At 63.7% G+C, this 23798-nt stretch carries 23 protein-coding genes; 15 read left to right on the top strand and 8 right to left on the bottom strand.

Translation table 11 applies throughout. The annotated features are described in order from the left end of the window. Positions 1-7 precede the first annotated feature (7 nt). On the bottom strand, positions 8-1684 hold the full coding sequence (locus I6F24_RS22665) for a glutamine--tRNA ligase/YqeY domain fusion protein (RefSeq protein ID WP_225151739.1): 1677 nt from the start codon (positions 1682-1684) through the stop codon (positions 8-10). Positions 1685-1849: 165 nt separating this feature from the next. Here I6F24_RS22665 and gltX point away from each other — a divergent pair, with 165 nt between their 5' ends. From gltX to I6F24_RS22710, 9 genes are all read left to right on the top strand, one after another. Further along, complete coding sequence (gene gltX / locus I6F24_RS22670; RefSeq protein ID WP_225151740.1) at positions 1850-3277, top strand: glutamate--tRNA ligase; 1428 nt, start codon at positions 1850-1852, stop codon at positions 3275-3277. 144 nt (positions 3278-3421) lie between these two features. After that, the gene (gltA, locus tag I6F24_RS22675) at positions 3422-4723 is read left to right on the top strand and encodes a citrate synthase (RefSeq protein ID WP_036009984.1); all 1302 of its coding nucleotides are present in this window, start codon (positions 3422-3424) and stop codon (positions 4721-4723) included. Positions 4724-4901: 178 nt separating this feature from the next. Further along, positions 4902-6080 (top strand): ROK family transcriptional regulator, encoded by a 1179-nt coding sequence (locus I6F24_RS22680; protein ID WP_225151742.1) that lies wholly within the window; start codon positions 4902-4904, stop codon positions 6078-6080. Between the two features lie 60 nt (positions 6081-6140). Next, positions 6141-7427, top strand: coding sequence for an ABC transporter substrate-binding protein (locus I6F24_RS22685; RefSeq protein ID WP_036025220.1), 1287 nt, complete (start codon positions 6141-6143; stop codon positions 7425-7427). Continuing rightward, entirely contained in the window at positions 7424-8347 is a 924-nt protein-coding gene (locus I6F24_RS22690) for a sugar ABC transporter permease (protein WP_225151744.1), read from the top strand. The genes I6F24_RS22685 and I6F24_RS22690 overlap by 4 nt, the downstream gene beginning before the upstream one ends. Beyond that, positions 8340-9197: a carbohydrate ABC transporter permease gene (locus I6F24_RS22695; RefSeq protein ID WP_036010046.1), complete on the top strand. Its 858-nt coding sequence runs from the start codon at positions 8340-8342 to the stop codon at positions 9195-9197. Before I6F24_RS22690 ends, I6F24_RS22695 begins: the two co-directional genes overlap by 8 nt. Before the next feature lie 10 nt (positions 9198-9207). Beyond that, the gene (locus tag I6F24_RS22700) at positions 9208-10317 is read left to right on the top strand and encodes an ABC transporter ATP-binding protein (RefSeq protein ID WP_225151746.1); all 1110 of its coding nucleotides are present in this window, start codon (positions 9208-9210) and stop codon (positions 10315-10317) included. Next, entirely contained in the window at positions 10314-11081 is a 768-nt protein-coding gene (locus I6F24_RS22705; protein WP_225151748.1) for an SDR family oxidoreductase, read from the top strand. Before I6F24_RS22700 ends, I6F24_RS22705 begins: the two co-directional genes overlap by 4 nt. 130 nt (positions 11082-11211) lie before the next feature. After that, positions 11212-11529, top strand: coding sequence for a hypothetical protein (locus I6F24_RS22710; protein ID WP_156447357.1), 318 nt, complete (start codon positions 11212-11214; stop codon positions 11527-11529). A gap of 311 nt (positions 11530-11840) precedes the next feature. On the opposite strand, the gene I6F24_RS22715 is transcribed toward I6F24_RS22710, so the two are convergent. Next, positions 11841-12503: a phytochelatin synthase family protein gene (locus tag I6F24_RS22715; RefSeq protein WP_225151750.1), complete on the bottom strand. Its 663-nt coding sequence runs from the start codon at positions 12501-12503 to the stop codon at positions 11841-11843. 258 nt (positions 12504-12761) lie between these two features. On the opposite strand from I6F24_RS22715, the gene I6F24_RS22720 reads away from it, so the two are divergent. The 5 genes from I6F24_RS22720 to I6F24_RS22740 all read left to right on the top strand — a co-directional run bounded on the left by I6F24_RS22720 (position 12762) and on the right by I6F24_RS22740 (position 15987). Next, positions 12762-12977: a dodecin family protein gene (locus I6F24_RS22720; RefSeq protein WP_035699963.1), complete on the top strand. Its 216-nt coding sequence runs from the start codon at positions 12762-12764 to the stop codon at positions 12975-12977. Between the two features lie 156 nt (positions 12978-13133). After that, on the top strand, positions 13134-13445 hold the full coding sequence (locus I6F24_RS22725; RefSeq protein WP_057030484.1) for a hypothetical protein: 312 nt from the start codon (positions 13134-13136) through the stop codon (positions 13443-13445). A gap of 148 nt (positions 13446-13593) precedes the next feature. Then, the gene (locus I6F24_RS22730) at positions 13594-13779 is read left to right on the top strand and encodes a hypothetical protein (protein WP_036025247.1); all 186 of its coding nucleotides are present in this window, start codon (positions 13594-13596) and stop codon (positions 13777-13779) included. Positions 13780-13818: 39 nt separating this feature from the next. Beyond that, positions 13819-14145 (top strand): GcrA family cell cycle regulator, encoded by a 327-nt coding sequence (locus I6F24_RS22735; protein WP_036010004.1) that lies wholly within the window; start codon positions 13819-13821, stop codon positions 14143-14145. A gap of 300 nt (positions 14146-14445) precedes the next feature. After that, positions 14446-15987 (top strand): PAS domain-containing sensor histidine kinase, encoded by a 1542-nt coding sequence (locus I6F24_RS22740; protein WP_225151752.1) that lies wholly within the window; start codon positions 14446-14448, stop codon positions 15985-15987. A 103-nt stretch (positions 15988-16090) separates the two neighbouring features. On the opposite strand, the gene lpxB is transcribed toward I6F24_RS22740, so the two are convergent. The 3 genes from lpxB to lpxA are packed head-to-tail and all read right to left on the bottom strand — an operon-like array spanning position 16091 to position 18971. Continuing rightward, a complete protein-coding gene (gene lpxB, locus I6F24_RS22745) occupies positions 16091-17281 on the bottom strand; it encodes a lipid-A-disaccharide synthase (RefSeq protein WP_225151754.1) in 1191 nt (396 codons plus the stop codon). Then, positions 17281-18150 (bottom strand): UDP-2,3-diacylglucosamine diphosphatase LpxI, encoded by an 870-nt coding sequence (lpxI, locus tag I6F24_RS22750; RefSeq protein WP_157283600.1) that lies wholly within the window; start codon positions 18148-18150, stop codon positions 17281-17283. Before lpxI ends, lpxB begins: the two co-directional genes overlap by 1 nt. A gap of 29 nt (positions 18151-18179) precedes the next feature. Beyond that, on the bottom strand, positions 18180-18971 hold the full coding sequence (lpxA, locus tag I6F24_RS22755) for an acyl-ACP--UDP-N-acetylglucosamine O-acyltransferase (protein WP_036025239.1): 792 nt from the start codon (positions 18969-18971) through the stop codon (positions 18180-18182). A 176-nt stretch (positions 18972-19147) separates the two neighbouring features. Between lpxA and I6F24_RS22760 the strand changes: the two genes are divergently transcribed. After that, a complete protein-coding gene (locus I6F24_RS22760) occupies positions 19148-19468 on the top strand; it encodes a KTSC domain-containing protein (RefSeq protein WP_225151756.1) in 321 nt (106 codons plus the stop codon). A 12-nt stretch (positions 19469-19480) separates the two neighbouring features. Here the strand turns inward: I6F24_RS22760 and fabZ are convergent, their stop codons facing one another. The 3 genes from fabZ to bamA all read right to left on the bottom strand — a co-directional run bounded on the left by fabZ (position 19481) and on the right by bamA (position 23657). Next, on the bottom strand, positions 19481-19942 hold the full coding sequence (fabZ, locus tag I6F24_RS22765) for a 3-hydroxyacyl-ACP dehydratase FabZ (protein ID WP_036010015.1): 462 nt from the start codon (positions 19940-19942) through the stop codon (positions 19481-19483). Further along, on the bottom strand, positions 19939-21006 hold the full coding sequence (gene lpxD, locus I6F24_RS22770; protein ID WP_036010017.1) for a UDP-3-O-(3-hydroxymyristoyl)glucosamine N-acyltransferase: 1068 nt from the start codon (positions 21004-21006) through the stop codon (positions 19939-19941). Before lpxD ends, fabZ begins: the two co-directional genes overlap by 4 nt. Before the next feature lie 125 nt (positions 21007-21131). Next, on the bottom strand, positions 21132-23657 hold the full coding sequence (bamA, locus tag I6F24_RS22775) for an outer membrane protein assembly factor BamA (protein WP_036010019.1): 2526 nt from the start codon (positions 23655-23657) through the stop codon (positions 21132-21134). Between the last annotated feature and the right edge of the window lie 141 nt (positions 23658-23798).

The raw sequence follows: 23798 nt of genomic DNA on the forward strand, positions 1-23798 counted from the left end.
GCCCTTCTCAACCCTTGGCGACTTCCTTCGCGAACGTGTCGCGCAGACCGATCGTGCGCGAGAACACCGGCTTGCCGGGCGTCGAGTCCTTGTCACGCACGAAATAGCCCTGGCGCTCGAACTGCATCGGCTCGGTCGAATTGCTCTCCGCAACGGACGCCTCGACCCGCGCATCGGCGAGGATCTCCAGCGAGTTCGGGTTGAGATCGGTCGCGAAGTTCGAGGCATCCGGGCTCGGCTTGGCGAACAGCTGGTTGTAGATGCGGATCTCCGCCGGCTTGGAGGCCGCCGCCGGCAGCCAGTGCATGGTCGCCTTGACCTTGCGGCCGTCGGGCGCGTTGCCACCCTTGGTCGCGGGATCATAGGTGCAGCGCAGCTCCACCACCTCACCCTTGTCGTTCTTGATCACGCCGGTACACTTGACGAAATAGGCATAGCGCAGCCGCACCTCGTTGCCAGGCGACAGGCGGAAGAACTTCTTCGGCGGGTTCTCCATGAAGTCGTCCTGCTCGATATAGAGCTCACGGCCGAACGTGATCTTCCGCGTGCCGGACGAGGGATCGTCGGGATGATTGATCGCCTCGAGCTCCTCGGTCTGCCCTTCCGGATAATTCTCGATCACCACCTTGAGCGGCTTCAAGACCGCCATGCGCCGCTGCGCCGTGCGGTTCAGCTCCTCGCGGATGCAGAACTCCAGCATGCCGACATCGACCACGCTGTTGGCTTTGGCGACGCCGATGCGCTTGACGAACTCGCGAAGTGCAGCCGGCGGCACGCCGCGGCGACGCATGCCCGCCAAGGTCGGCATGCGCGGATCGTCCCAGCCCGCGACATGGCCGTCGCGGACGAGCTGGGTCAGCACGCGCTTGGACAGCAGCGTATAGGTGAGATTCAGCCGCGCGAATTCGTACTGATGCGGCTGTGAGGGCACCGGCAGCTTCTCGATGAACCAGTCGTAGAGCGGTCGGTGGTCCTCGAACTCCAGCGTGCAGATCGAATGCGTGATGCCTTCGATGGCATCCGACTGGCCGTGGGCATAGTCGTAGCTCGGATAGATGCACCATGCGTTGCCGGTGCGCGGATGGTGCGCATGCAGGATGCGGTACAGCACTGGGTCGCGCAGATTGATGTTGCCCGCGGCCATGTCGATCTTGGCCCGCAGCACGCGCGCGCCGTTGGGGAATTCGCCCGCCTTCATGCGGCGGAACAGGTCGAGGTTCTCCTCCACGGAGCGTTCGCGGAACGGCGAATTCTTGCCGGGCTCGGTCAACGTGCCGCGCGAGAGGCGGATCTCCTCCTGGGTCTGGTCGTCGACATAAGCGAGGCCGTCGCGGATCAGCTGCTCCGCCCATTCGTACAGGCGGTCGAAATAGTCCGAGGCGAAGAACAGGTTCTTGCCCCAGTCAAAGCCGAGCCAGCGCACGTCGGCCTGGATTGAATCGATATATTCCTGCTCTTCCTTGACCGGGTTGGTGTCGTCGAAGCGCAGGTGGCAGCGGCCCGGAAACTCCTGGGCGACGCCGAAGTTGAGTGCGATCGACTTGGCGTGGCCGATATGCAAGTAGCCGTTCGGCTCCGGCGGGAACCGGGTCACGATCTCCTTGTATTTGCCCTGATCGAGGTCGGCCTGAATGATGTCACGAATGAAATCGCGCCCAACCTCAGCTGCCACCGGTTCTGTCATTACGAAAATCCTGTAGGGAAATCAGCGGTCCTTCTGCCAAATTCGCGTGGCCGCGCCAAGAGCTTACAAGAGCCTAACCAAGGCCTGCCGGGTCCGCCGTCGCCCTTTAGTTATGTCCCGTTCCTGCTATACACCACCGCCTCCAATGCATAGGCCCTGCCAAGAATGTCCGATTCCGTCGTCACGCGCTTCGCTCCCTCGCCGACCGGCTTCCTCCATATCGGGGGCGCCCGCACGGCGCTGTTCAACTGGCTCTATGCCAAGAAGCACGGCGGCAAGATGCTGCTGCGGATCGAGGACACCGATCGGGAACGCTCCACGGAGGCGGCGATCGGCGCCATCCTCGACGGGCTGAAGTGGCTCGAGCTCGGCTGGGACGGCGAGGTCATCTACCAGTTCGCCCGCGCCGCCCGGCACCGCGAGGTTGCCGAGCAGCTGCTCGCCGACGGCAAGGCCTACCGCTGCTACGCCACCGCCGAAGAGCTCGCCGCCATGCGCGAGAAGGCGCGCAGCGAGGGGCGCACCCGCCTCTATGACGGCATGTGGCGCGACCGCGACGCGGCGACGGCGCCAAGCGACGTCAAGCCCACCATCCGCCTGCGCGCGCCGCAGACCGGCGAGACCGTGATCGAGGACCAGGTCCAGGGCCGCGTGGTCTGGCAGAACGAGAACCTCGACGATCTCGTCCTGCTGCGCGGAGACGGCAACCCGACCTACATGCTCGCCGTGGTGGTCGACGACCACGACATGGGCGTCACCCATGTGATCCGCGGCGACGACCACCTGATCAACGCCGCCCGCCAGAAGCAGATCTACGATGCGATGGGCTGGGAGCTGCCCAGCATGTCCCATATCCCGCTGATCCACGGCCCGGACGGCTCGAAACTCTCCAAGCGGCACGGCGCGCTCGGCGTCGATGCCTACCGCGCGATGGGGTACCTGCCGGCTGCGCTGCGCAACTACCTGGTCCGGCTCGGCTGGAGCCACGGCGACCAGGAGATCTTCTCGACCGAGGAGATGATCGACGCGTTCGATCTCGGCAGCGTCGGCCGCGCCGCCGCCCGCTTCGATTTCGCCAAGCTGGAAAACCTCAACGGCCACTACATCCGCCACGCCGACGATCAATCGCTCGTGAAGATGTTCGAGGACGTGCTCGACCACGTCGTGCCGAGCCGCGACGAGATCAAGGCCAAGTTAAACGACACCACGCGCGCGCAGCTGCTCAAGGCCATGCCGGCGCTCAAGGAGCGCGCCAAGACATTGATCGAGCTGATCGACGGCGCCCATTTCATCTTCGCCGACCGGCCGCTGGCGCCGGATCCCAAGGCGCAGGCGCTGTTGACGCCCGAGAACCGCAAGCTGATCGGCCAGCTACATTCCGCGCTGGAGAAAGTCGAGCCGTGGAGCGGCGCCACCACCGAGGCCGCGCTGCGCGCCTTTGCCGAGGAAAATAGTCTCAAGCTCGGCGCGGTCGCCCAGCCGCTTCGGGCGGCGCTCACCGGACGGACGACGTCCCCTGGTATATTTGAGGTTTTGGAGGTGCTTGGACGCCAGGAAAGCCTCGGCCGGCTTAGGGATCAGTCTACGACGTAAGTCGACCATGCGTGCGGCGATCTTGCAGCGCACATAGCAATAATATACCCATCTCCCCCACATTCTGGAACATCCGGCCTGCCCCCATGGTCGCCCTGGGGGTCTCCGGCTCCGGCCCGTCTCACCACACATCGGGGACCTCTGATGGACGCAAAAGAAAGCCCAAAGACCGCGACGCTGACGGTCGGAAACAAGAATTTCGATCTTCCGATCCTCAGCGGCAGCGTCGGGCCTGACGTCATCGATATCGGCAAGCTCTACGGCCAGTCCGGCCTGTTCACCTACGATCCGGGCTTTACCTCGACCGCGAGCTGCCAGTCCAAGATCACCTATATCGACGGCGACGCGGGCGTGCTGGAATACCGCGGCTACCCGATCGAGCAGCTCGCCGAGCATGGCGACTTCCTGGAGACCTGCTACCTCCTGCTCTACGGCAACCTGCCGACCGCCGCGCAGAAGAAGGATTTCGACTACCGCGTGACCCATCACACGATGGTGCACGAGCAGATGGCCCGTTTCTTCCAGGGCTTCCGCCGCGACGCCCATCCGATGGCGATCATGGTCGCGGCCGTCGGCGCGCTGGCCGCGTTCTATCACGATAGCACCGACATCAACGATCCGAAGCAGCGCATGATCGCCTCGATGCGCATGATCGCGAAGATCCCGACGCTGGCTGCGATGGCCTACAAATACACCGTCGGCCAGCCCTTCGTTTATCCGAAGAACTCGCTCGGCTTTGCCGAGAACTTCCTGAACATGTGCTTCGCGGTGCCTTGCGAAGACTACAAGGTCAGCCCGGTGCTCGCCGACGCGCTGGAGAAGATCTTCATCCTGCACGCCGACCACGAGCAGAACGCCTCGACCTCGACGGTGCGCATCGCCGGCTCCTCGGGCGCCAACCCGTTCGCCTGCATCGCGGCCGGCATCGCCTGCCTCTGGGGCCCGGCCCATGGCGGCGCCAACGAAGCCGCGCTGAACATGCTCTATCAGATCGGCACGGTCGACAAGATCCCCGAGTTCATCGCCAAGGTGAAGGACAAGAATTCCGAAGTCCGCCTGATGGGCTTCGGCCACCGGGTCTACAAGAACTACGATCCGCGCGCCAAGATCATGCAGAAGATGTGTCATGCCGTGCTCAAGGAGACCGGCCATGGCGACGATCCGATGCTGAAGGTGGCGATGGAGCTCGAGAAGATCGCGCTCAGCGACCAGTACTTCATCGACCGCAAGCTCTACCCGAACGTGGACTTCTATTCGGGCATCACGCTGAAGGCGATGGGCTTCCCGGTCTCGATGTTCACCGTGCTGTTCGCGGTCGCCCGCACCGTCGGCTGGATCAGCCAGTGGAGCGAGATGATCGAGGATCCCCAACAGAAGATCGGCCGCCCGCGCCAGCTCTACACCGGCGTCGCCAAGCGCGATTACGTGCCGATCGACAAGCGCTAACGTCAGGCCATCACGCCTTTCGCAGCGGCGCCATCGCAAGATGGCGCCGTTTTGTTTTGCGCCCGCACTTTCCTCGTGCTGCCGCGCACAACAACAAGTCCATGCTCACGGCGGCAAGCGCCTTGACAGCCTAAATGCTCCGCGCGCATTCTTACTCTAAGTAAGAATGACGACAGGGATGGAAATGCCGGAGCAGCCGAGAAGTCGGCGGCAGACGCGCGCTGCCATTTTGACTCATCTGCTTCAGTCGGGCGGCTCGTTTCGTCCGCCACTGGCCAAGGCCGTGCGTCTGTCGGAAGCGAGCCTGTCGCGCATCCTGCTTGACCTGAATGCCGAAGGCCTGATCGAGGAAGTGCGGCGCCCTGCCCCTTACGTCGGCGGCCCGACCGGTCTCGTGTCGCTGGACCACGCGGTGGCGCTGGCAGCCTTCGAGCTGACGACGCAGCGGCTCAGCGTCGGGGTCGGCGGCCTGTCGGGTGAGCTGCACTACACCGAGCGTGTGCCGCTCCCGAAGACGCCTGACGTCGAGACCGTCGGCCGGGCATTTCGCGAAGCGATGACGTTGTTGCGCGACTGGACGCGGCGCCGCCGGATCACCCTCTCGCAGATCGGCGTCTCGATTCCCGGCCTCGGCCGTCTCAGCATATCGGCCAATCCGATCATTCCCTGCGACGTCGCTCGCATCAGCAACATGTTCGGCGAGATGTTCGCCGGCGTGCCGCTCGAATTCACCAATTCGGTCGTCGCGCATGCCACCTTTCACCGCTGCCGCACGGAAAACTACCCGTTCAACGACACGCATCTGTTCGTGCTCGTCAGCCACGGCGTCGCCGGCGCCTGGATGGATGATCCGGCCGAGACCGATGCTCTGCAGCCGATCGAGCTCGGCCACATGGTGTTCGGGCCTGACGGACCGCGCTGCCGCTGCGGACATCACGGCTGCGTCGAGGCCTATACGTCGATTCCCGCGCTGGCTGCGCTTCTCGGCGTTTCCGAGACCGAGCTGCTCCAGCTCGGCAACGAATGGGTCAACACGGTCCCGATCTCATCGCGCGTGCGGCAGGATTTGCGCCGTCGGCTGTTCCGGCTCGGCCTTGCGATCGGCAATACGCTGAACGTCAAGCCGTGCGGCGGCGTTGCGATCAGCGGCTGGCCGTCGCTTCTCGCTGAAGAGGATCGGCAAGCACTGGTCGATGGCATCGACGCCTGCCTGCTGGGCGGACGCAAACTGGCGCAGGTCTCCCTCGCTTTCGTGCCGCCGTCGACCGGCAGCGATCCGCAGGCTGCGCTCGCCTTCGCCGCCTTTTGTCTCGCCAGCCGTGGCGGCATGCCCGCGGCATCGACGGAGGCGGCCTGACATGCGCTGAGCCCAAACGGCCTATAAAGCGCGAACGATTTCACACCGGGAGGAACTGCCATGCCGATCACAACAACAAGGCGTCGTCTGCTCGCTGGCTCTGCTGCCGCGCTCGCATTTCCGCACCTTGCCCGCGCGCAAGGCGCGGCCAAGCCGCGACTGACCGCGATCTCGCAATGGTCGGCGGGCAGCGACGGGGCGGCCATTACGGCGCTCGGCAAGAAATTCGAGGAGAAGGGCGGCGTTTGGCAGCACTCGCCCGTCCCCGGCTTCACCACCGAGATGATGAACAAGCTGCGCGCGCAGATCATGGCCGGCGATCCGCCGGCTTGCTCGCAGCTCAAGGGGCCCGAGATTGCGGCCTGGTCGAAGATTGCGCCCACCGTAAATCTCGATGCCCTCGTCGCGGCCGCCGGCTACGAGAAGGTTGTCGCTCCGGATCTTGCAAAGCTGCACAAGCCCGGCGGCAAATGGATTGCGCTGCCGCTACAGATCTACAGCACCAACATGCTCTTCCTGTCCAAGCGCGCGATGGACAAGGCGAAGGCGGACAAGGTCCCCGTCACCTGGGCCGACTTCAACGACCTCGCCGAAAAGATGAAGGCGGGCGGAGTCGCTTCTCCCATCGCCAATGGCGGCACCCGCCCGGACGACGGACAGAAATTCGAGGCGGCTCTCGCGGGCATCAGTCCGCTCGCCTATCGCGCGGCCATCATGAATCTCGAGAAGAAGGCCCTCGAGGGTCCGGAGATCAAGGCCGCGTTCGCCCAGGTGCGCAAGATCGCCGACTGGATGGACCCCAACGTCGGCGCCCAGCATTTCTCGACCAACCTGAAGCGCTTCATCGACGGCGACATGGGCATGATGATCATGGGCGGATGGGCGCAGGGCGTATTGCGCAATGCCGGATTCAAGCTCGAGGACTTCATGATTGCGCCAGGCCCGAGCGACAACGGCAAGCCGGTCTTCCTGTTGAATGCCGACGCCTTCATCTTCTGGCAGCGCAAGGAGGCGGACCTGCAAGCCGGCCAGACCCTGATGGCTCAGCTCGTCATGGATCCGGCGATCCAGACCATGTACTCGCAGATCACCGGCTCCATCCCCGTGCGCACTGACGTCGATCTATCAGGCGAAGGCTGGTCGGAGGGGCAACGAACAACCTCGAAGGCCTTGAAGGAGGCCATCGCCAGCAATCAGGCCGTCCTCAGCATGGCGCACAACATGGCGCAGGAAAACGGAATGACCGCGGCGATGATCGACGTAATCACGGAGTACGTGAAGAACAAGACGATCAAGCCGGAGCAGGCGGCCACCCGCCTCGCCGAGGCCGTCGAGGGCGCGCGTTGAGCAATGCCGCCACGATGAGACCGGGCCGGCCGGCGCTTCCCGAATGGGTGCGTCGGCTGCCCGAGTATCTGACGATCTGGGTGCCGCTGCTGCTGTCGGCGGCGCACCTCGTCTCGTTTTCGCTCTGGACGATCTGGATCTCGTTCACGCCGTCCACCCTCGTTCCCGTTGCGGGCTGGGTCGGCTTGCGCAACTACACGGCGGTCACGGCATCGCGCAACTGGCAAATCGCCTTCGACAATTTGCTGCTGTTCGGCAGCGCTTTCGTGCTGCTGAGCGCAGCGACCGGCCTCATCCTCGCGATCCTGCTCGATCAGCGCATTCGTGGCGAGAACGTGCTGCGCTCCATCTTCCTCTATCCCCTGGCGGTGTCCTTCGTGGTCACCGGCACGGTCTGGAGCTGGCTGCTCAATCCCGGTCTCGGGATCCAGAAGCTGGTGCACGACCTCCGCTGGACCTCCTTTAAGTTCGACTGGCTGATCGACCGCGACATGGCGATCTGGACCATTGTCATCGCCGCGATCTGGCAATCCTGCGGCTTTGCCATGGCGCTGTTCCTTGCCGGCCTTCGCTCGGTCGATCCCGACATCATCAAGGCCGCGCAGATCGACGGCGCGGGAGCGGTCCGAACCTACCGGCGTATCATCCTGCCGTCGCTGTGGCCGATCACGGTCACCGTCGTGGTGATCCAGTTGCAGTTCGCGATCTCGACCTTCGATCTCGTGCGCGCGCTCACCAACGGCGGACCGGGAATCGCGACCCAGCTGCCGGCACTCGTCGTCTACGACCTGATGTTCCAGCGCAGCCTGCTCGGCCGCGGCGCGGCGGCGGCCGTGCTGATGTTGCTCATTCTTCTCGCGGTGCTGCTGCCCTACGCGGCGTGGCGATACATCCAGCGACGGCGAGGCGCCCATGCCTGACCGCAGCTTCGCACCGACCCGGATCCTGATCTATCTCGCCGTCTTCTTGATCGCCGCGGCCTGGCTCGCGCCGCTCGTGGTCGTGGTGCTGAACTCGCTGCGGACCAACGAGGAGATCGCGCAGGGATCGATGATCGGCTGGCCGCAGCATCTGGCCTGGAGCAACTACGCCGCAGCCTGGAGCGGCTTCTGTGTCGCCGAGACCTGCGCCGGCATCCGGCCCTACATGCTGAACTCCGCGCTGGTCACGATTCCCGCCACGATCTTCTCCACCCTGCTCGGCGCAATCGCCGGTTACGCCGTGTCGCTCTGGCGTTTTCGCGGCGACAACTGGATCTACGGCATCGTGACGCTGGGCCTGTTCCTCCCCCAGCAGATGCGCCTGTTGCCCTGGACCATCGTGCTGCGGGACGTCGGCCTCATCAACACCCTGACCGGCCTCGTGCTGATTCACACCATTCAGGGGCTCTCATTCACCACGCTGTTCTGCCGGAATTATTATGTCGCCATTCCCCATGAACTGATCAGGGCCGCCCGCATCGACGGCGCCGGCTTCTTCCGCATCTTCTGGCGCATCATCCTGCCGCTCTCAGGTCCCATCCTGATCGTCACGGTGATCTGGCAGTTCACCCATATCTGGAACGAGTTCCTCTATGGCGTGACGTTCACCACCGGCCAGCAGCAGCCCGTCACCGCAGCGCTTATCGCGCTGTCCGCCGCCGTCGCGGATATCCCGCAGCATGGCGTACAGAGCGCAGCGGTGATCATCGCCGCGCTGCCCACGCTGTTGATCTACCTGCTCGGCGGCAAGTACTTCGTCCGCGGCCTGACTGCCGGGGCCGTGAAATGATGGAGTTGTCATGGCAGCACTGAGCATTCGCGCCCTGTCCAAGCGTTACGCCAATCTGGAGGTGCTGAAGGACATCGCGCTCGACATCGAGAGCGGCGAGTTCACCGTGCTGGTCGGCCCGTCCGGCTGCGGCAAGTCCACCCTGCTCAACATCGTCGCCGGGCTCGACCGCCCGAGCGCGGGAACGATCGAAATCGGCGGCCGCGTCGTCAATGACGTCGCGCCGAAGGACCGCGACATCGCCATGGTGTTCCAGTCCTACGCGCTCTATCCCTCGATGACCGTGCGCCAGAACATCACCTTCGGCATGGAATGCCGTCACGTTCCCAAAGCCGAGCAGGACGCTGCGGTCAGCAATGTCGCAAAACTGCTCCAAATCGAGCCGCTGCTCGGCCGCAAGCCCTCGCAATTGTCCGGCGGCCAGCGCCAGCGAGTGGCGATGGGACGCGCGCTGGTGCGCAATCCCCTGCTCTTCCTGTTCGACGAGCCGCTCTCCAATCTCGATGCCAAGCTGCGCGTCGAGATGCGGATGGAGATCAAGCGCCTGCATCAGCGCATCGGCGCCACCATCGTCTATGTCACGCACGACCAGATCGAGGCGATGACGATGGCGACGCGGATCGCCGTGATGCATCAGGGCAGCGTGCAGCAATTCGCCGATCCCGACACCGTGTACCGCTATCCCGCCAATCTGTTCGTCGCACGCTTCATGGGCTCGCCGCCGATGAACACCATGCCGGCGCGGCTCGAGGCCGAAAATGACGGTCCGGTCGTCGTGATCGGCGCGGGACGGCCCGACGAGCTTCGTCTGCGCCTTACGGGGTACGACGCCGCAGCACCCTTTGTCGGGCGCAAGGTGGTGTTCGGAATCAGGCCGGAATGCATCGCTGAGGGAAGCCGCACGTTTTCCAGCGAAGCGCCTGTCCTCGTCGAGGCGCCGGTGGAGCTGGTCGAGCCCACCGGTGCCGAGACGATGGTGCTGCTGCGGCTCGGCGGCGAGCCCGCGATGGCACGAGTCTCGCCGGATATCCGCCCCGCGCCCGGCGCGTCCGCCGCCTTCGCGCTCGACACCCGCCGCATTTGCCTGTTCGACCCCGAGACGGAGCGCCTGATCGCATGACGAAGACGACCTATTCCAGCCTAGCCGGCAGCGTGGTGCTGATCACCGGAGGCGCCAGCGGCATCGGCGCCGCCTTCGTCCGGGCCTTCGCGGGCCAAGGCGCCCGGGTCGCCTTCTTCGACATCGATAAGGACGCCGGCGAAGCCCTGGTGCGGGAGATCGCGGCCTCGTCCGGGCCCCCGCCGCTGTTCGTGCCCTGCGATCTGCTCGACATCGATGCGCTGCGCAGCGCGATGGCAGAGGCCCGCCGCTCGCTTGGCGACGCCGCCGTTCTCGTCAACAACGCCGCCAACGATCAGCGCCAGGTTCTCGCCGAGGTCACGCCATCCGAGTTCGACTGGATGATCGGCGTCAATCTCAAGCACGTCTTCTTCGCCGCGCAAGCGGTGGTTCCGCAGATGCAGGCGCGCGGCGGCGGCTCGATCATCAACATGTCCTCGATCGCCTGGATGCGCGGCGCGCCGGCGCTGCCGGTCTATGCCGCGGCGAAAGCGGCGATCGTCGGCTTCACCAACTCGCTGGCGCGGTCGGTCGGTCCCGACCGCATTCGCGTCAACGCGATCGCGCCGGGCATGGTGATCACCGAGCGCCAGCGCCGGCTATGGTATCCGGACGATCGGGTCATCGCCGAGATACGCTCGCGCCAGGCGGTGCCCGATGCGGTAACGCCCGAAGACATTGCCAATATGGCACTGTTCCTCGCCTCCGACGAAAGCCAGCGCATCACCAGCCAGTGTTTCAGGGTTGATGGCGGACTCGCCTAGGCCGGTGCGCATAAGACCGTTCGAGTGCCCTTTGCTTAGCCCTACGTGACGTTCGACAATAGTGATTGGAACTAGGAAACCTTGGGAGGTTCGCGCGTTTAGGGGCCGGAGCAAGCCGTGGAGGAGAAGCATGCGAACAGCAATTCTCGCATTGATTGTAGTTGCCGGAAGCGCAATGAGCTTCCAAGCAACGGCCCAACAGCAAAAGGCCGCACCCAGTGAGCAAACCAAGGAGGAGATGAAGCGCGACGTGGACCGGGAGCTCAAGGCTGGCCAGCCCAACGAGCAGATGCAGCGCGATGCGGACAAAGGGATCAAGACCCGCAACTCCGGAGAGTCCGGATACGTGGCCGATCAAGACAAGCCGGCCGCTTCGGCGCATCCTCCGGGCCGGCCGGGAAGTGAGCAGACCACCGGTTCGGGTGGCCAGACCGGAACTCCGAAATAGAACACTCGGCCTGCGCTGCGTCTACGGCGAGTTGCGCGGACGCCGGAAGTGGCCAATTCACGGGTCGCATGCGGTCCCGAGTTAGCGTGTCGTCCGCCTGGTTGCCGCCCAAATGTCCTCCCGGGGTCAGTATGTCGCGCTCAGTGTACGCGTGGAGCGAGACCCCGGCGGCAAGTGGCGGGCCGTCATAGGGCGCACAAGCGCCAGTCGAGGCAAGACGGCCCCCCGCGTTCTGTCCACCGCCGATAGACGACATCCCAACTGCCTCAAATGATCCGGCTAAGGGTCACGAGGCGACATGGAGCGGGATGTCACTCTATGAACAGCAGTCCCCTCTTCTTATCGCCGTCAAACGTATTTACAGCGTCGAACAGCCGCTTCCGTTCGACTAGCCACGGCTGGAAATCGAAATTGACATCGAGCACGAAAACGAGGTCTTCGGCTTCGAAATAGCCTCCAATTGGGGAATGGTGTCCACTACCAGCACCAAAAATATGAGCGCGATCGAAATTCACGATGTAGCGTCGCCGCGGATCGTTGGAGCGACGGAGATGCTCCAGAAACTGGTTTTCGCTGAGATCACGCAAGACAGTAACTTTCCGGCTGGTGTTGGACTGGGCGACGTTGGCCAGTTCGTCAAGCGTGAGCCCCATAATGCATACGCCTGTCCAGCAACTCCACGTCCCGGCCAACACCTTGCCTTCCGTCCTTGCCGCCTCGCCAAGGGACCGATACGCATTTGCAACAGCGGCAGGTCCGCAGCGAGAGCCATTTGACTGCCAAACAACGTGTCCTTCAAATGTTGCTGCCACGGGCAGGTGCCACGCACGCTCAATAAGCTCCGGAGTACGTGTGACCGATGAGGCTATGGCTTCTGATGGCACGTGCGATTGATTGACCACCAGGGCCCCGGCACACACCAGACTCAGGGCAATCACCAAGCTGCTGATGCTTACGCGGTGCCATCGCTTCATGGATCGGAACCTTGGCGGCAATGACGACTTAGGCGCGCAAAATTATACTCGGAAGCCGGAGAGCGCGAAGAAGATACCTGTCCGCGTTCGTTCGGGCTGAAAATGCGAACATAATTTCCGACAGGACGACCCGAGTTCTTCTTTTGGGTCGAACAGGAAAGTGACAGCCAATCGGACCCTTTCCGCGGCATCCCGAGATGTATCAGCGTCGAGATCCCAGTGCTAGACTTCCTGCTCCTAGCGATTGGGAGGACGAACATGCCCGATAGCGTCTACAAGGTCATTGAACTGGTCGGTACCAGCAGCGACTCATGGGAGAAAGCGGCCGCTAACGCAGTCGAGCAAGCTGCTAAATCTCTCCGAGATCTCCGCATTGCAGAGGTCGTCAAGCTCGATATGCAACTGGATGACAAGGGAAAAGTTGAGGCCTATCGCGCCAAGCTCAACGTATCGTTCAAGTTCGAGGGCTCCTGAGCCTCAGCACCTCGCCGCTTCGGGCGAGGACGGCTCATTGGACAGGCGCGTTGCGGTCCGCCAGCCGGACGCTGTGGCCCATCCCGGAAGTTGGCACTAGTCCGAGCGGGACCGAAATGCTTTGATGCGAAGGAGCGTATGGCGCGTGGTGGCCCCATGTACATGGTCATTCGCAAGTACAGTAAGGTTCGTTCGGTCGCCGACGCCGCTCGTCGCGCCAAGAGCGGCGTCGGTGAGATCCTAAGACAATCGCGGGGATTCAAATCTTACCATGTGCTGGATGCGGGCGACGGTGTCGGTATCGCGGTGATGATATTTGACGACCGCGAAAGCGCCAACGCAGCGAACGCCAAGATACTGGCATTTGTTCAAGCCAGTCTACCCGACCTCGATCTTGGAGTTCCTGAAATCGCTGCCGGCGAGGTTTTGGTGAACTTAGAGCCCAATGGGTCCTCGGGCATCAAGTAGCCGAAAACGCTGCCTGTTGCATGGCCCGCCGCCCGCTGATCGTGCAGTCTACCCGACCTGCATCGCGTTTGCGGCGGTCGCGCCCCGGCACCGGCATATGCCGGCCAAGAATCTGGCGACTGCGCTAATTTTCGAGGAGCACAATGCCATGAAGCAACACACCTCCGAAGCATTTTCCACCACAGCCAGGAAACTGCTCATGCGGATGCGCATCGTGATGCCACCCAGGGATCCCGATGAAGACGAGGAGGATGAAGACGAGGAGGACGAAGACGAGGATGAGCAAGATGATGCCGACGAACCGGCGGTCGTGCGCGAGCCGGACGAAGACTAGACTAGCCGGTGTCTGGCAGTCGCCGTTATACTATCTCTCATGGGCTGGGATGCGAAAGACATAGCGCTTCTCAAAAGGCTCTGGTCCGCGGGGCAGAGCGCGGCGCAGATTGCGCGCCATCTCGGCTGCAGTCGTAACGCGGTATGCGGTATGCTGAACCGTCTGGGCCTGAAGCGCGGCCACAAGCCGCCCACAGCGCAGCCCCAGATAAGGCCGGCCCCGAAGCTGAGGCCGTCGTCGGCCGCCTGCGCCCGTCCCATCGCGCGGAGGGTGTCGCCGAGTACAGCAGAGAGGGAGCTGCCAAAGGAATTCAGCCGGCAGCAGCTTTACGCCATTCTGGCTGAGGCGGTCAGAAACACTGGTTAAGAGCTCACCACGAACGTCCTTGCCCTCCCGTCCATGTCGGCCGCGTCGTTACTTTGCAAATGAGCGTCGGCCACCCGCGAGACAGAAACAGGGCCCACCTCACACGCATACGTTGATGGAACCGGGTTTTAGCTCGCGTTGTTTCGGCTCGGGGTCGTCACAGCCACGTCGCTATAGAGAAGCCCTGTATACGGGAGTATAGTCGCCAAAGGCATATTCCCGATCGATCTTGATCGGCTCCGGGGGGACGCGATCCGGCACGAGAAATCTGTCGATTGATCCATCACGCGTGAGCAAGAGATGATCATGCAACATGCGATTGAAGTGCCGTCGGTCGCCCTCGATTCGAATGAGTGCAAGCGCCCCGAGGAGGCACTGCGCGAGAGCGAGGAGCGCTTTCGCACGCTGGTGCAATTCTCCTTCGATGTGTACTGGGAAACGGACGCGGAGCATCGCTTCATCCGCCAGGAGTTCGCCGAGACGCTTCCCGAGCCGCCGGTCTCCGAGATCGGCAGGACACGATGGGAGGTCCCGTATATCGAACCTGACGCAGATGGCTGGCGCAAACACCGGGAGATACTCGACGCTCACCTCCCGTTTCGCGATTTCGAGCTCGCGCGGCCGATGCCCGACGGCGGCAAGCGCTATATTTCCGTCTCTGGGCTGCCCATCTTTGACAAGACAGGGAACTTCGTGGGTTACCGAGGTGTGGGGCGCCACATCACGGAGCGCAAGCGCGCCGAACAGGCGCTGATCGAGAGCGAGGCCCGTTTCCGTACCTTCGTGGACCACGCGACCGATACGTTCATGCTGCACAGTGAAGATGGTCACGTTCTGGATGTGAATCGGAATGCCTGCGAAAGTCTCGGCTACAGCCGGACCGAACTGGTTGGGGCAACTGCGGCCTTGTTCGATCTGGAGATGGATGAAGCGACTTGGCGTCGCAACCGCGAGCGTCTCAAGGCCGGCGGCATCGCTACGCTCGAGAGGCGCTATTGCCGAAAGGATGGCACTGTGTTTCCCGTCGAAGTTCGTATGCGCGAGTTCTGCGAAGTCGGACAGTCACGAATCATTTGTCTGAGCCGCGACATCACCGAACGCAAGCGAACCGCCGAGACGTTCCGCGAGATGCAAGCTGAACTAACACACGCCAATCGCGCGGCGGCAATGGGCCAGGTCACGGCTTCGGTGACACACGAACTAAGCCAACCAATCACCGCGGTGCTCTGCAACGCAGAGGCCGCGCTGAACTGGCTAGGAACACAATCTCCGAATTTCGAAAAGGCACAGCAGGCGCTCGTATCCATCGTCACAGAAGCCAAGCGAGGCGGCGAGATTATCAGTTGGATCCGTTCCTTGATCAAGAAGGCTCCGGCGCCGAAGGAGAGCGTCGATGTCAATGGTGCAATCCTGGACGTGATCACCATCGCCCGTAGCGAGCTGCTCAAACATGATGTCTCGATCCAGACCGACCTCGCTCCGGGCTTGCCGCTCGTGAAGGGCTATCGCGTTCAGCTGCAACAGGTGGTTCTCAATTTGATCCTCAACGCGATCGAGGCAATGAACTGCGTCGACTTTGGCGGACGAGAGCTGCGGATCAGCACGGCTGCGGATACATCAAATCTCGTTGTTGTCGCCGTACGGGATACCGGACCTGGACTTGACGTCGCAATCGTTGACCGCCTGTTCGAGCCCTTCTACACCACCAAGCCGGACGGGACCGGCATGGGCTTGTCGATTTGCCAATCGATCATCGAGGCGCACGGAGGACGACTTTGGACTGGTGCCAATGAACCACGGGGGGCGGCGTTTCACTTTAGTCTGCCTTCGCAACAGGAGTGATCCACGTCGCTTTAGCGTAACTCACGCCTTCGCTGTTGCGTTTCTTGGCGTCTGGTCTTTGGAGGGCAGCTCACGCTTTGGAAGGGGCGGCTCAAGCAGACTTCTATGAAACACCCTGGCTCGTTCGCCGACCCTGGCGCATCGTTGCGAGCACGATGTCGGCGGCGAGCACGCTCGGCGATGTGTTGCCGGTCGACATGATCTGATCGAGCCTGGCGAAGGCCTCGACCTGCTGCCGGCGCAGCGGAGACTCCGTCAGCACGTCTCGAAGCGCCGGCGCCAGCTTCTCCGGCGTGCATTCCTCCTGCAAATACTCGGGAATGACATCCTTGCCGATCACGAGATTGGCAAGGATCACCGAGGAGACACGGATCGCGCGTCGCAGGATGAAGGCCTCGATCGCGCCGACGCGATAGGCCGTCACCATCGGAATGCCCGACAGCGCGAGCTCGAGCGTCACCGTGCCGGATTTCGCCAGCGCGGCGTGAGCGATGCGGAAGGCCGCACGCCGCTCGTTCTCGCCGATCACGATCTGAGGCTTGACCGGCCAGCTCGCGATGCCTTGGCGGATGGTGGCTTCGAGATGCGGCATGGTCGGCAGCATCAGTTCGAACGCACAGCCCTCACCCCTTAAGCGGCCGAGCGTTGCGCCGAACACGTCGAGATGATGCCTGACCTCGCTGCGGCGGCTGCCGGGCAGCACCAGCAGCACCGGCGGCTCACGGTCGCGGCGCGCCTGCTCCTCCGCACTCGGCCGCAGCGAGCCCAATTGCTCAATCAGGGGATGGCCGACATAGCTGCAGGGCGGCCCGCCGAGCTTGCGGTATTCCTCGGGCTCGAACGGCAGCAGGCCGAGCACGTGGTCGACATAGCCGAGCATGGTCCGCGCCCGTCCTGGCCGCCATGCCCAGAGCTGCGGCGAGACGTAGTCGACGATCGGGATCGCGGGATTGCGCGCGCGCACGCGGCGGGCGACGCGATGGGTGAAGTCGGGGCTGTCGATGATGACGAGCACGTCGGGCGCGGCCTCCGTCACTGCGTCGGCGGTCTGCCGGATCAGCCGCAGGATCTTCGGCAATTGCTGCACCACCGCGGCAAACCCGACGATCGAGAGCTCCTCGATCGGAAACAGCGATTCCAGGCCCTCGCGCGCCATGGTGCGGCCGCCGACGCCGACGAACTGCACGCCGTCGCCGAGGCGCTGGCGCAGCACCTTGATCAAGGCGCTGCCGAGCCTGTCGCCGGACTCCTCCGTCGCGATCAGGAAGATCTTGCGCTTGGGATCACGCGACATCACGCGGGCAGGCCGATGACGAAGAGATATTTGGCATCGGCAAGCGCGATCATGGCCTGCGGCTCGGCGGCGATGGTGTTGCCCGCGATGACGGCGATGCCGGCAAGGCCGGCGGCCGCGACACCCTCGATGGTGCGCGGACCGATCGTCGGCAGGTCGAAGCGCAGGTCCTGGCCGCTCTTCGGCGCCTTCACCAGCACACCGCGGCCGGTGGCGGCACGGATGCGGCCCTCCTCGCGCAGCCTCGCGACGCGGGCGAGCAGCGCGTCGGTGCCCTCGATGTCCTCGACGGCCACCACGTGGCCATCGATCACGACCACGGCCTGGCCGATGTCGAACGGGCCGAGCGCGGTCAGCACCGCCCGGCCGCGCGCGATGTCGGCCTTGCTGGCATCGCTCGGCCAGGCGCGGCTGATGCAGCCCTCGGGCATCAGGAGATCCGGCGCGACGTCCTTGATGCCGACCATCCGGAAGCCGTCCTGCTCGAGGATGCGGCCCACACCCGACAGCAGATGATCGTCGCCGCCACGGAAGGCGCGGATGACGTTGCCGAGCAGGCGCAGCGTCGTGAAGTCGAACCGGATCTCGGACAGCGAAGGCCGCACCAACGTGCCGATGAAGATCAGGTCGCGGCAGCCCTCCTCGCGGAACAGCCGCATCGCGCGTCCGAGCTGGCCGACGGAGATCCAGCGATGCCGGTACTTCTCCACCCGCTGGGGATCGCAGGCCCCGCGTAGCGGAAACAGCACCGGCGTGATGCCGTGCGCGGCGAGCGACTCGGCGACCGCAAACGGCATGGCTCCGCCCCCCGCGACGATGCCGACCGGTGACGAAACCTGCAAAGCCGCCGATGTCGTGCCCGCGGCCATCCCAAGATCACTCCAAGATCATTTCAAGATCACTTCGCGATGGCGGGAAGACAGAGCGGGCGCTTGCCCTTGCCGATGAAGTCGAGGATTTCGGCGATCGCGGGGTCCTCGCCCGCGAGCGGCCGCGCCGCCTCCAGCCGCTCGGCGAAGGTGCCGGCGCCATGGAATAGCTTCTGGTAGAACGCACGCACGGTGGCAAGCCGCTGCTTGGTGAACTTGCGACGCTTCATGCCGATCAGATTGAGGCCTTCGAGCACGGCATATTGGCCGTTGACGAGACCGAACGGAATGATGTCGTCGCGCACGCCACACACGCCGCCGACCATGACCTGCGGTCCGATACGGGTGAACTGATGCACGGCGGACAGCCCGCCGATGAAGACGAAGTCGCCGATCTCGCAATGGCCGCCGAGCGTTGCCGAGGTCGCGAAGATCACGTCGTTGCCGAGATGGCAGTCGTGGCCGACGTGGCTGCAGTTCATGAAATAGCCGCGGTCGCCAACCGAGGTGACGCCCCCGCCAGCGACGGTACCCGCGTTCATGGTGACGGATTCGCGGATGGTACAGCCCGCGCCGATCCTGAGCTGCGTCAGCTCGCCACGATAGCTGAGCGATTGCGGCGGCGTGCCCAGCGAAGCGAACGGATAGATGGTGCAGTCGTCGCCGATCGTGGTTTGCGCCGTGATGTGCACATGCCCGATCAGCTTGCAGTTCGCGCCGATGACGACGTTCGGGCCGATGATGCAATAGGGTCCGATCTCGGTGCCCTCGCCGATCACGGCGCCGTCCGCGATCCGCGCGGTGGGATCAATCTTGCTCATCAAGCCAATCTTACTCGTCAAGACGGTCGGGTTATGTATTGAAGTCGCTCGGTTTTCGGCTGGTTAGCGCGACTATGCCCGATCTGTCCAGTGACGTATCATCTCGCCGTGTTTCAAGTGCCGGATGAGGCGGCCTTCCCGTCCCGTCGTCAGGTTCATGCGGAGCTTCAACGATCGTGGTCAGGGCCCTGATCCTTCTGCTGGCGCAGCTCGCGGATACTCCGATCGTGTCGGAGGCGGTCGAGACCGGCGAACACCGCCTGGTCGATCTCCGGACATTCGAGTGCCGGGACATCACCCGCAGCACGGTGCTTCAGCGGGTCTGTTACGATCGCGCGCAGCAGGACCTGATCGTCGCGAGCAACGGCGCCTATCACCGCTATTGCGGCGTGACGGCCGATACGGTCGAACGCCTCCTCGTCGCGCCCTCCATGGGCCAGTTCTTCAACCGGACTATCAGGCGGGAGACGACCGGCAGCCGCTACGATTGCACCTGAGCCCAGTGCCGCTCAATCGGTCAGCATGGCGCCGACGTCGGCTTCGGCAACGACCTGACCGTTGACCTTTGCATCGCCGTGAAACCACCACATGGTCTTGCGGCGGCCGAGCGAGCGCATGTGATACTCGATCGTGTCGCCCGGCAGTACCGGCTTGCGAAACTTGCACTTGTCGATGGTGAGGAAATAGACCGCCCGCGGCTTCTCGGTGCCCTCGACCGACTTGATGCCGATCACGCCCGCGGTCTGCGCCATCGCCTCGATCATCATGACGCCGGGATAGACCGGACGCTCGGGGAAATGTCCCTGGAACGCCGGCTCGTTGAAGGTGACGTTCTTGATGCCGATGCCGCTGTAATCGGCGCGGATGTTGATCACGCGGTCGATCAGCAGCATCGGAAAGCGGTGCGGCAGTGTCTGGAGGATCGCGTTGATGTCCACCAGCTCGAACTTAACAGGTGATTCCGCCGTCATTCCCGTCCCTCGTCCTTCGGATCGGCCTTGCTGTCGCGTACCAGCCGCTCCACCGCGATGATCTCCTTGAACCATTGCTTGGTCGGCTTGGCGAAGTGCCCGCCCCAGCGGCCGCCCGGCGGGATGTCGTCCTTGACCGCGCTCATCGCCGTCACCTGCGCCCCGTCGCCGATCTTGAGGTGATTGTTGATGCCAACCTTCGCTCCGAGCGCCACGTTGTCGCCGATGGTCAGGCTGCCGGCGAGCCCGATCTGGGCCGCGAGCAGGCAGTGCCGGCCGATCGTCACATTGTGGCCGATCTGGACCTGATTGTCGATTTTGGTCCCCTCGCCGATCACGGTGTCACGCAAGGACCCCCGGTCGATCGTGGTGTTGGCCCCGACCTCGACGTCGTTCTGGATCAGCACGCGCCCGGTCTGCGGCACCTTCAGATGGCCCTCCGGGCCGAAGAAGATGAAGCCGTAGCCGTCCTGGCCGATCGAGCAGCCGGGATGGATCAGCACGTTGTTGCCGATCAGGGCGCACTGGATAGCGGTCCGGGCGCCGACATTGCAATCCCGGCCGATCTTGACGCCGGGACCGATCACCGCCCCGACGCCAATCACAGTGCCACTGCCGATCTCGACGTCCGGGCCGATCACGGCCAGGGGGTCGACGACCACTCCGTCCTCGAGCCGGGCCGTGGGATCGATGATGGCCGATGGCGCGATACCGTCGTTGCCGACCCAGGATTGCGGCCGCAGCGCGTCGGCGTGCCATTCCCGCGCGATCCGGACAAAGGCGCGGAATGGCTGCGCCACCCGCAGCACGGCCACATGTTCGGGCACCTCGGCCTCGAAGCGCGGACTGACCAGACAGGCCCCCGCCTTGGTCGCCCTGAGCTGATCGGCGTATTTGAGGTTGTCGAAGAACGCCAGATGCATCGGGCCCGCTTCGTCGAGCGAAGCAAGGCCCGTGATGACGTGGCCGCCCCTCGCGGGGTCGACCAGCTGCGCCTTTGTCAGCGTGGCAATGTCGGCCAACGCTGCGGCAGGCGGCTTTGTGAAGAAGATCGGCTGCGCCATTCCATCCCGTCGCGGTCCGGCTTCGGCATGAAGCGGTCAGGCCGCATCATGCCTCATGTCCTGGATCGGCACGATCCCTTTCCGAAACCGGTTCCGGTGATCCGGATCGTGCCGTGCTGATCGAATTAGAACGTGGTGCCGCCGCCGAACCGGAATTCCTGCGTGCGGTCGTACTTGCCCTTGCTGAGCGGCACGGCGTAGTCGAAGCGCAGCGGTCCGAACGGCGACTGCCAGATCACGCCGACACCGACCGACGAGCGAACGACCTTGCTGTCGTCATAGACGAGACCGGTGCAGGTCCCCGTGCTCGAGGGATTGATGCTCGACGGGATACATCCCGGCGCATTGACCTCGTTGGTGGTGGTCCAGCTCGTCGGTCCCTTGTAGTCGTAGAGGCCGCCGGCGTCGGCATAGACCGCGCCCTTCAGACCCACTTCCTTGGGCAGGAACCAGAACGGCATCTGCAATTCGAACGAAGCACCCCAATACTGGGTGCCGCCGAGCGCATCCTGCGTGCCGAACGGGTTCAAGTCGCGCGGACCGATGCCGTTCGGGGCGAAGCCGCGGACGAGGTTCGGGCCCATCTGGAAGTGGTCGAGCATGCGCAGATCGGTGCCGATCTTGTTCAGCATGCCGCCTTGCAGGCGGACGAGGCCGACGATGTCGGACACCAGCGGCGTGTAGTACTTCGCGTCGACGACCGACTTCAGATAGGAGACGTCGCCGCCGACGCCGGCGAAGTCCTGCCGGAAGTCGACGAGCAGGCCGTCGGTCGGGTTCTTGTTGTTGTCCAGCGTGTTGTAGGTCAGCGTGTAGCCGAGCGCCGAAGTCAGCGTCTTGCCGTTGGCGAGCTCCTTGCGCACCGGCAGCGAGGCTTCGCCATCGTTGTAGCAGCCGAGGCCGTTGGTGGACGGATCCAGAGGTATACCGGTGGCAGCAGAGAAGGCCGGGCTGGGATTGAAGGCCGCCGAACCAACCACGTTGTTACAGTTCGCCAGGTAGCCCGGCAGGGTGATTTCCTGCCGATAGATCGAGTAGCGCACCTGGAGCGAGAGATCTTCACGCAAGGAGAAGCCGAGGCGCGGCGAGAAGCCGAGCGTCTTGGTGCCGTAGGAGATGTAGCTGTTGGACTTCTGCTCACGCTGATAGAGGTCGAGGCCGAGCGCGACGCGGTAGTCGAGCAGGTACGGCTCGACGAACGACAGCGAGTAGCCGCGCGCATACTGGCCATAGGTCACCGCAGCCTTGGCGAACAGGCCGCGACCGAGCAGGTTGCGCTCGGAGATCGAGACTTCGGCCAGCGCGCCGTCGGTGGTGGAGTAACCGCCCGAGACCGAGAAGTCGCCGGTCGACTTTTCTTCCATGTCGACGATCAGGATGACGCGGTCACTCGACGAGCCCGGCTCGGTCGTGATCTTCACGCTCTTGAAATAGTCGAGGTTCTTCAGGCGCCGCTCGGCACGGTCGACCAGCGCGCGGTTGTAGGCGTCGCCTTCCGAGATGTCGAACTCGCGGCGGATCACGTAGTCGCGCGTGCGGGTGTTGCCGCGCAGGTTGATGCGCTCGATATAGGTGCGCGGGCCCTCGTCGATGTTGAACACGACGGACACTGTGTGCGCTTCGAAGTTGCGGTCGCCGCCGGGCCGGACCACGGCAAAGGCATAGCCGCGGCGGGAGGCTTCGATCTGCATCTCCTCGACCGACTTCTCGACCAATTCGACGTTGTAGAGCGAGCCGACATTGAGGCGCGAATAGGCGCGCATCGAGCTCGGATCGAAGTTCGGAATGCTGCTGCGGAAATCCACCGCGCCGACGCGGTATTGCTGACCTTCCTCGATCTTGAAGGTGACGTTGAAGCCCTTCTTCTCCGGATCGTACTCGGTCAGCGCCGCGACGACCTGCACGTCCGCGAAGCCGTTCTTGAGGTAAAATCGGCGGATCAGGTCGCGATCGGCTTCGACGCGGTCGGGATCGTAGACGTCACCGCTGCCGAGGAAGCTCAGCAAATTCGTCTCGCGCGTCTTGATCACGTCGCGGAGGCGGTAGGACGAGAAGGCATTGTTGCCGACGAACTCGATAGACCGGACGCCGGTCTTGACGCCCTCCTCGACCGTGAAGATCAGGTCGACGCGGTTGTTCGGCTGCTCGATGATCTCGGGCGTGACGCGCACGTCGTAGCGGCCGGAGCGGCGATAGATTTCGGCGATACGGAGCGTGTCCGACTGCACCATGGCGCGGGAGAAGGTGCCGCGGGCCTTGGACTGGACTTCAGCAGTGAGCTGCTCGTCCTTGATCTTCTTGTTGCCCTCGAAGGCGATACGGCCGATCACCGGGTTTTCCACCACGGAGACGATGAGCTGGCCGCCGGAACCGCGGTTGATCCTGACGTCCTGGAACAGGCCAGTCTCGATCAACGCCTTGAGGCCGTCGTCGATGGCGGCCTGATCCAGCCGGCCGCCGGGACCCGGCTTGAAATAGGAGCGGATCGTCTCCACCTCGACGCGGCGATTCCCTTCGACGGAAATCGACTGAACGGTCTGGGCGAGCGCAGACGAAGACACGAAAACAGCCCCAACCGGGGCAACCACCGGCGCGCCGAACAAGATCAGGGTCGCGAGCAAGCCCCCCCGGAGTCGCAGTCCAAACTTCATCGCGCAACGCGCCCTTATCATTCCCTGCCAGACCCAACCCCAACGCCGGTCCGGAGATTCCCCAAGTTCAGGCCGCTTGTAGCCAATTTCGCCGACGCCGCAAACGGCCGAAAGCGCCGTAATTTCAATTTCATTCCAAGA

Origin of the sequence: Bradyrhizobium sp. BRP23, assembly GCF_020194135.1 — a bacterium.
Lineage (GTDB): Bacteria > Pseudomonadota > Alphaproteobacteria > Rhizobiales > Xanthobacteraceae > Bradyrhizobium > Bradyrhizobium yuanmingense.

Bases quoted from the DNA above. Each gene is read 5' to 3' on its own strand.
- I6F24_RS22695 (WP_036010046.1), top strand. From the start codon at position 8,340: ATGCCTGACCGCAGCTTCGCACCGACCCGGATCCTGATCTATCTCGCC.
- I6F24_RS22665 (WP_225151739.1), bottom strand. From the start codon at position 1,684: ATGACAGAACCGGTGGCAGCTGAGGTTGGGCGCGATTTCATTCGTGAC.
- bamA (WP_036010019.1), bottom strand. From the start codon at position 23,657: ATGAAGTTTGGACTGCGACTCCGGGGGGGCTTGCTCGCGACCCTGATC.
- gltX (WP_225151740.1), top strand. From the start codon at position 1,850: ATGTCCGATTCCGTCGTCACGCGCTTCGCTCCCTCGCCGACCGGCTTC.
- I6F24_RS22700 (WP_225151746.1), top strand. From the start codon at position 9,208: ATGGCAGCACTGAGCATTCGCGCCCTGTCCAAGCGTTACGCCAATCTG.
- I6F24_RS22740 (WP_225151752.1), top strand. From the start codon at position 14,446: ATGATCATGCAACATGCGATTGAAGTGCCGTCGGTCGCCCTCGATTCG.
- I6F24_RS22710 (WP_156447357.1), top strand. From the start codon at position 11,212: ATGCGAACAGCAATTCTCGCATTGATTGTAGTTGCCGGAAGCGCAATG.
- fabZ (WP_036010015.1), bottom strand. From the start codon at position 19,942: ATGACGGCGGAATCACCTGTTAAGTTCGAGCTGGTGGACATCAACGCG.
- lpxI (WP_157283600.1), bottom strand. From the start codon at position 18,150: ATGGCCGCGGGCACGACATCGGCGGCTTTGCAGGTTTCGTCACCGGTC.
- I6F24_RS22730 (WP_036025247.1), top strand. From the start codon at position 13,594: ATGAAGCAACACACCTCCGAAGCATTTTCCACCACAGCCAGGAAACTG.
- I6F24_RS22680 (WP_225151742.1), top strand. From the start codon at position 4,902: ATGGAAATGCCGGAGCAGCCGAGAAGTCGGCGGCAGACGCGCGCTGCC.
- I6F24_RS22715 (WP_225151750.1), bottom strand. From the start codon at position 12,503: ATGAAGCGATGGCACCGCGTAAGCATCAGCAGCTTGGTGATTGCCCTG.
- gltA (WP_036009984.1), top strand. From the start codon at position 3,422: ATGGACGCAAAAGAAAGCCCAAAGACCGCGACGCTGACGGTCGGAAAC.
- I6F24_RS22735 (WP_036010004.1), top strand. From the start codon at position 13,819: ATGGGCTGGGATGCGAAAGACATAGCGCTTCTCAAAAGGCTCTGGTCC.
- I6F24_RS22725 (WP_057030484.1), top strand. From the start codon at position 13,134: ATGTACATGGTCATTCGCAAGTACAGTAAGGTTCGTTCGGTCGCCGAC.
- lpxD (WP_036010017.1), bottom strand. From the start codon at position 21,006: ATGGCGCAGCCGATCTTCTTCACAAAGCCGCCTGCCGCAGCGTTGGCC.
- I6F24_RS22685 (WP_036025220.1), top strand. From the start codon at position 6,141: ATGCCGATCACAACAACAAGGCGTCGTCTGCTCGCTGGCTCTGCTGCC.
- lpxA (WP_036025239.1), bottom strand. From the start codon at position 18,971: ATGAGCAAGATTGATCCCACCGCGCGGATCGCGGACGGCGCCGTGATC.
- I6F24_RS22705 (WP_225151748.1), top strand. From the start codon at position 10,314: ATGACGAAGACGACCTATTCCAGCCTAGCCGGCAGCGTGGTGCTGATC.
- lpxB (WP_225151754.1), bottom strand. From the start codon at position 17,281: ATGTCGCGTGATCCCAAGCGCAAGATCTTCCTGATCGCGACGGAGGAG.
- I6F24_RS22720 (WP_035699963.1), top strand. From the start codon at position 12,762: ATGCCCGATAGCGTCTACAAGGTCATTGAACTGGTCGGTACCAGCAGC.